General features: G+C 46.9%; 6 protein-coding genes. 2 read left to right on the top strand and 4 right to left on the bottom strand.

Annotated elements, in window-relative coordinates:
* Nucleotides 1-449: 449 nt before the first annotated feature.
* A complete protein-coding gene (ampD, locus tag JFC11_RS18775) occupies nucleotides 450-1,016 on the bottom strand; it encodes a 1,6-anhydro-N-acetylmuramyl-L-alanine amidase AmpD (RefSeq protein ID WP_038478002.1) in 567 nt (188 codons plus the stop codon).
* Between the two features lie 83 nt (nucleotides 1,017-1,099).
* Here ampD and nadC point away from each other — a divergent pair, with 83 nt between their 5' ends.
* A complete protein-coding gene (gene nadC / locus JFC11_RS18770) occupies nucleotides 1,100-1,954 on the top strand; it encodes a carboxylating nicotinate-nucleotide diphosphorylase (RefSeq protein WP_038478005.1) in 855 nt (284 codons plus the stop codon).
* 5 nt (nucleotides 1,955-1,959) lie between these two features.
* Here the strand turns inward: nadC and JFC11_RS18765 are convergent, their stop codons facing one another.
* Nucleotides 1,960-2,520, bottom strand: coding sequence for a GNAT family N-acetyltransferase (locus JFC11_RS18765; protein ID WP_232482985.1), 561 nt, complete (start codon nucleotides 2,518-2,520; stop codon nucleotides 1,960-1,962).
* A 105-nt stretch (nucleotides 2,521-2,625) separates the two neighbouring features.
* Here JFC11_RS18765 and tsaA point away from each other — a divergent pair, with 105 nt between their 5' ends.
* Complete coding sequence (gene tsaA / locus JFC11_RS18760; protein WP_038478011.1) at nucleotides 2,626-3,354, top strand: tRNA (N6-threonylcarbamoyladenosine(37)-N6)-methyltransferase TrmO; 729 nt, start codon at nucleotides 2,626-2,628, stop codon at nucleotides 3,352-3,354.
* 40 nt (nucleotides 3,355-3,394) lie between these two features.
* Here the strand turns inward: tsaA and JFC11_RS18755 are convergent, their stop codons facing one another.
* Together JFC11_RS18755 and JFC11_RS18750 are read right to left on the bottom strand one after the other, a co-directional pair.
* The gene (locus tag JFC11_RS18755) at nucleotides 3,395-5,635 is read right to left on the bottom strand and encodes a CHASE2 domain-containing protein (protein WP_038478014.1); all 2,241 of its coding nucleotides are present in this window, start codon (nucleotides 5,633-5,635) and stop codon (nucleotides 3,395-3,397) included.
* A 46-nt stretch (nucleotides 5,636-5,681) separates the two neighbouring features.
* On the bottom strand, nucleotides 5,682-6,377 hold the full coding sequence (locus tag JFC11_RS18750) for a FecR family protein (RefSeq protein ID WP_198350263.1): 696 nt from the start codon (nucleotides 6,375-6,377) through the stop codon (nucleotides 5,682-5,684).
* Nucleotides 6,378-6,465: the final 88 nt, after the last annotated feature.

Raw genomic sequence — 6,465 nt, 5'->3', positions numbered from 1 at the left:
ATCGAGATCTTCTCTTGTCTCCAGACTCATAGAGGTCTCTCCGAATGACGATAAATGACAATGAGCCCCGCCAACCCTTAGGGCCTGGGGCGGCTGCGGTGTTTAGCCACCACAGGCCGATAAAACACCGACGCCTAAGCGTCGCGTAGAGGTTTTCTTTCTACATTCAACAAGCTACGTACTTTCCGATGTAGTAAAGCTACACAATTGTCGTAAAAGTTAGCCTTTTGTATATGAGAAGATACCGCAAAGTCGTCACTCTGCCAATTCCAGCAAGCCCTAAAAGGCTATCGAAAACAGACTATTGCACCGCAACATAAAAAAATAGTAAGACTTTAGACGAATCTACCAAACGCTCAAAAATGTAGCCAAACTACCGTTTTATTTACTTACGAGTGAAGTACTTAATTAAATTTCCAACGTTCTTTTACAAATTTATTAACCCAGCGCTAAGCATCTAACTGTTGATAATAATAAGCCCAGTCAAAGGCTGGCCCTGGATCAGTTTTACGCAGTGGAGCCACGTGAGCATGACCGGTAATGCGTGACTTATCCAGCTGTGGGTAGCGCGCTATTAGCCACTGAGTTACCGCTACTAACCTTTGATATTGCGCTTTGGTAAAAGGGGTCACGTCGTCACCCTCCAGCTCAATACCCACTGAAAAGTCATTTAAGGCTGTTCGCCACGCCTTTTGATACGGATCCAGCCAGCATGAGCGCCCGGCATGCCAGGCGCGATGATCTGTATCAACAAACTGTAAGCACTCGCCATCGCGACGAATAAGAAAGTGAGCTGATACCCTAAGATGTGCAATCTCAGCAAAAAAGGGGTGCTCTGCTGAATTTAGCTGGTTAGTAAACAGTGCCTCAATGGCATCACCACTAAACTGACCGGGCGGCAAACTAATCGCATGAATAAGCAGTAGCGAGACCTCACTATTGGGGCGCTGATCGCAGTTGGGTGATGCCATTTGTCTAGCGCTTGGCCACTGCCCATCAAAGGCTGTACTTTTCATAACAGATACACTCTTCTCTACGTTGGCATTCTCTTTCACTATAATGCCCAACACACTCAATAACGCCTAGAGAACTCACCGCCATGCATTATGAAAACGCTCTTGCCGAAGAGATACGCGCTAGCGCAGCCCGCTTACTAGCTGAGGATATTGGCCCTGGCGATATTACAGCGCAGCTAATCCCTGAGAACCAATGGGCAACCGCCAGCATCATTACGCGTGAACCCGCAGTACTTTGTGGTGTTGCTTGGGTAGATGAGATTTTTCGACGGTTAGATAACCGCGTTACGCTACGTTGGCAGGCAGCAGACGGCGACTCTCTTCAAGCAGATCAGTGTTTTTTAGAGCTAGAAGGGCCTGCTCGCAGCCTACTGACCGGTGAGCGTGCTGCCCTAAATATGCTGCAAACATTATCTGCCACAGCTACCTCAACACGACATTACGTTGATTTAATTGAAGGCACTAATGTCCGTCTACTAGATACGCGTAAAACATTGCCTGGAATGCGCCTAGCCCAAAAGTACGCAGTAACCTGCGGCGGTGGACATAATCATCGGATTGGATTGTGGGATGCTTTCTTAATTAAAGAGAATCATATTACTGCTTGTGGCGGTATTCCGGCAGCCGTTGAGCAAGCTCGTAAATTGGCAAGTGACCTGCCAGTAGAGGTAGAGGTGGAAACGTTTGAGGAGCTTGATCAAGCACTGGCCGCAAAGGCAGACATTATCATGCTCGATAATTTCGCCTTAGAAGACTTGCATGTAGCCGTCGAAATAACTGGTGGGCGGGCAACACTTGAGGCCTCTGGCAATGTCGGCGCAGCAACATTGAAGGCAATTGCCGATACCGGTGTTGACTGCATTTCCAGCGGCGCACTCACCAAAGACCTAAAATCGATCGATTTATCGATGCGTATTACCCACACCTTCGACGTTTGATGTACTCAGGTTTCGACAGCGTTGAGCTTTTTGACTAAGCGATAGCGTTTCAAAAGCTCGCCACTGCGTTCTACCCACTGCTCGCCGAGGTTAGTAAATCCTCGGCGAAGCAGGCGCTCATAAAGCACTGAGCTTGCTTCAATTTCTACACTCGATACGCCCTGCTCAAGCAACATACGTTCAGCGTGTATCAACAATGTGGTACCGATCCCGCGTCCAGTCAGTGAAGGCCACACATAAAGTGTCTCTATACGTTTGGCCGCAACATCCAGCTCTAAAAACCCTACACATCGCCCATCACAGCTGGCAACCAGCGTAGTATAAAGCGTTTGTCTGGCCGCCCAGGCGCTTGCCTCGCGTGGCAGAGCATTCGCCCAAGCTCGGCGTTCGTCTACACCATAGTGGGAAGCAGCGCCCTGCATCACCGCGTGATAAAACACCTCTGCTTGGTCAGCTGCGTCACGGGCAAACCCTTCACGATAGATAATTCGTGGAGTGGGCGCAGAAGGTGTTTGGCTCGCGTTAGTACTTGTCACGTTAGTACTTGTCACATTAGTACTTAGCATATATACAACTCCACTATTTAATTATCGCACCTTAACGGGTCATTGCATCCCAACTCGATGCTTGACTGCTTTATACTTCGTTTTTATCTACACGTAAGGTGTGCCATGCACGATATATCCATAAATGAGTCATTTACCATCAACCCTATAGGTTATATTGAAAGCGACTACCCTGATAAGTTTGGCATTCCTCGCCAACCAGGACTAGCAACGGCAGCGAAAGCGACACTGATATTAACGCCCCCCTTCAACACACCGTTAAGCGTTCGTGGACTAGAAGCATTTAGCCACTTATGGATCAGCTTTATTTTTCACCGCAGTCCCGAAGAGTGGGCTCCCCTTGTACGCCCACCCCGACTGGGTGGCAATAAAAAAATAGGGGTATTCGCGAGTCGTAGCACACATCGGCCTAATCGTTTAGGGCTATCGCTCGTTGAGCTAGTGGGTATTGATACGCACAACGGTGCACGCCTATTGCTCAAAGGAGCAGATTTAATGACAGGTACACCCGTGGTAGATATCAAACCTTACCTGCCTTGGACTGAAGCTGTTCCGAATGCACGCTCAGGCTTTGCCCCAGCACCGCCACCCTTTTACCCCGTAGAATTCTCTTCAGCGGCCGAAAAAGCACTTGCTCAACGCGCAGATGCTAGTGACTTAAGGCAGCTAATTACTCAAGTATTAGGCCAAGACCCACGACCAGCCTACCATCATGGTCAACCAGAACGGGAATATGGCATGCAGTTAAGAGATGTCAATATTCGTTTTCAAATACAACAGATGCCTGAGCTAGGCAACGTCGTTTATATAATCAGCATTCAAAAAAACAACTAACAATTGGCACTTCGGCAACTCACAACTCACAACTCACAACTCACAACTCACAAGAAGGCAGCTTCATTGTAAACTGACTACCTCTACCAAACTCACTTTCACAGCAAATCTCGCCGCCATGCTTAGCTGCTACCGTTTTCACTAATGCTAGCCCGAGACCATGCCCTTCTGCCACGCCATCCTTATCGCTGCGCGTAAAGTCGTCGAAAATATCGTTAATTTCATCAGACTCAATACCGACGCCATTGTCAGAAACCTGCAGCACAATCCACTTACTCTGTCGATACACAAGAACATTAACTTCGCCCCCAGAAGGCGTATACTTAACGGCATTTTCAATTAAGTTAAACACAGCTCTTGCAAGATAGTTCTTGTCGCCCATCATCGGGGCGCCATCTTCATCTTTTAGCTTGCTCACCACTTTAATATCTTTTACTTTCGCAAGTGGGTAAACTTGATCTAGCACTTCCATAACAACATCTTCAAAAAGCACAAACTCTTTTTTCAAGTCAAATGACTTGGCTCGCGTTAAATTAATAAAGTCGTTAATCATCCCAAGCCCCATCGTGAGGCATTGTTCCAAATAGCTATAGAAATTAGCTTGCGTTGCGGCCGAGGCTGGATTTTTTTGGGCTTCTAGAAATGCTAGCGCTCTTGCCTGAGGAGCTTTCATATCATGTGACAAGAAACTAAGCATACTAGACCTCTGTGCTTCAGCTTCTACTTCACTTGTCAGGTCAACCAGCCATACTAACCAGCCCCCAGCCGCACTATTCGTCGTTGTAGATAACTCTCCCATCTCCAGTCGGTACGTTCGCCCATCTCTATCAGTACATAATCCACCTATTTGAATGCCGTTGACGTTACTCATGCCAGCTGGCTGGGGTGGCCATATAGTCGAAAAACCGTGTTTCTCTTCAAAGGTTAGGAAGGATGGCAACGCCTCAATGTGATCGATGGCCTGCTCTCCTTCCTCCCAACAAATCGCCAATGCTTTTTTATTTGCCTGTAGAACCTCTCCCTTCTTATTTAGTATGAAGATGGGGAGCGGTAATGAGTGCATTGCATCTAATATGAATCGCCGCCCTTCTACAATTCTATCTAGCGCAAATTCAAGTGCTTGAGACTGCTGATAAAGTTTCCCGCCCTCACCTCGAATATCATCAGGCTCCCTAAATGGCAAGATAGATGGTTCTTGATATAACAATTCCAGCTCGCGCTCAAACCAAGACAGCAATGCTGCCTGGCTTTGCCAAACAATTGCAATGAAGGCGATGCCCAATGCTATTAGGCTCGCAAAAGGAGGCCACCACCACCTAAAATTCAGCGCAACTAGAGAAGCGCATAACACCCCAACACCGAGCGATAGCACCACTAGTAATAAATAACGAAACCTTAACCACCATGCCAACAGCATTAAGACAACAATAGGCAAGCTTGCTAAAAAAGCCCCTATCCAGCTGTCTACTTGGCGTATATAAGTTTCATTTCGTAGGGCATCAAGTAAGTGGGCATGTACTTCAACACCTGGCATTAAACTGGAAGACAATAACGATACATTATAGCGATCACCCAAACCAAGAGCAGTCATACCCACTAAGACAGTACGACCTCTGAGTAAAGAGGCGGGAACATACCCCATTAATACATCATGATAAGAAACAGTTGGATATGAACCAGTCGGGCCTCTAAATGGTATTCTTATCGCCTCAGTTGGCCAATGTGATACACCATGCTCTCCTTTATTCTCTCCATCCGCAAGAAGGGTCATGAGCTGTGGCCATACATCACCCCGGCGCTCAATCAACAATTCAACCGACCGAGCCACGCCATCAGTATCAAGCACCATATTGATATGTCCAACGCCCCTGGCAGCAGATAATAATGGAGAAGGGGGGGTTAAAACATCTCGTGTACCACCTTCCAATAAAGATTCAGAAAGTAGTGCCATTGGAAGATAAGTGCTGCCATGGCGATGCATTGCATTGGCAAGCCGCGCATCTTCTTCAGGTAGGCGGCTTGGCTCAACTAGCAGGACGTCCAACACAATCGATTGCACACCCGCTGCATTCAACTGATCAATCAGCTGGGTGTGAACATCTCTAGACCAAGGCCAACGGCCCAATGCTTGTAGACTGGGCTCATCTATCGCTACAACCAAAATATCGGCAGAAGGAGGCTCTGATTGCCTGGAAAGCCAAGCATCGTAAAAAAAATTATCAGACAGTAAGGGAGACAAACTATAAAGAAAAAAAGCAATGGGTAGTAATAAACTACCCATTGCACACCATGTCATCACAAACCGTCGGTGCAATGCTCTAGAAAGGCTACTGCCCTGTGTCATTTAGTGTTCCAGTATCGAGAACAACCGTCATATCTGTTCGTTCATCTAAGCTAACTACACGCCAGAATATCTCGTTGCCAGGCAGACGACTCACTCTTAAAGGACCGTTATTTTGAGGTTCATAGTCCAATAAAACTTTCGTAAATTCGTGATCAGCGGCTAGTTGCAAGCGGTAGGTTATTTGTGCTCTATGAAGCCACTCGAAGACCCACGAGTCTTCTTCCTGCTTAACGGATACTCGATTCCCATGATGATGAATAACGAAAATAGCACTATTACCTTCGATACCAAAATCATCTATAGCAGCTATTCGCAAATGGTAAAACCCCGGAGAAAGTGGGGCGAGCTGTACCTGGTCACCCTCAGATCGTTGGTCACGTATTATCGTTAAAAAGTTTGGATCACTTGCTATTTGTACTCTGTAAGTTTTCCCCTGCATAGACGACGAAATATCTATTTGTATGGCCTCATTTGGCAGCGAGGTGATATCTACGTCATCGGGTGGTGGCAATAAACGCACAACTTGGATACCACCTGTTTCATCAATACGTGCGCCCTCTCCCTTACTTATTGAGGCTTCTGCAGTACCTATTCGGTTTTGAGCAGCAACATTCCCTTCATAAACCGACGTTACTAGTGTTTCATTTGAGTAGCCTGCCCGAAAGTGAGTACCGCGCACACCGAGCACACCCGTATTTGTTTCTATATTGTATGAATCGCCCCGGATATTTTAGACACCCGTTAGGCTCTTAAAGTAACGCCTTTCA

The sequence above is a fragment of the Vreelandella alkaliphila genome, from assembly GCF_016107625.1.
In the GTDB taxonomy this organism is placed as follows: Bacteria; Pseudomonadota; Gammaproteobacteria; order Pseudomonadales; family Halomonadaceae; genus Vreelandella; species Vreelandella alkaliphila.
The sequence above is the reverse complement of the archived record's forward strand: the minus strand, read 5'-3'. Positions and strand labels throughout refer to the sequence as shown.

What these genes read in the sequence shown, in the direction of transcription:
- ampD (WP_038478002.1), bottom strand. Translation starts at nt 1,016, where the DNA reads ATGAAAAGTACAGCCTTTGATGGGCAGTGGCCAAGCGCTAGACAAATG.
- nadC (WP_038478005.1), top strand. Translation starts at nt 1,100, where the DNA reads ATGCATTATGAAAACGCTCTTGCCGAAGAGATACGCGCTAGCGCAGCC.
- JFC11_RS18765 (WP_232482985.1), bottom strand. Translation starts at nt 2,520, where the DNA reads ATGCTAAGTACTAATGTGACAAGTACTAACGTGACAAGTACTAACGCG.
- tsaA (WP_038478011.1), top strand. Translation starts at nt 2,626, where the DNA reads ATGCACGATATATCCATAAATGAGTCATTTACCATCAACCCTATAGGT.
- JFC11_RS18755 (WP_038478014.1), bottom strand. Translation starts at nt 5,635, where the DNA reads ATGGGTAGTTTATTACTACCCATTGCTTTTTTTCTTTATAGTTTGTCT.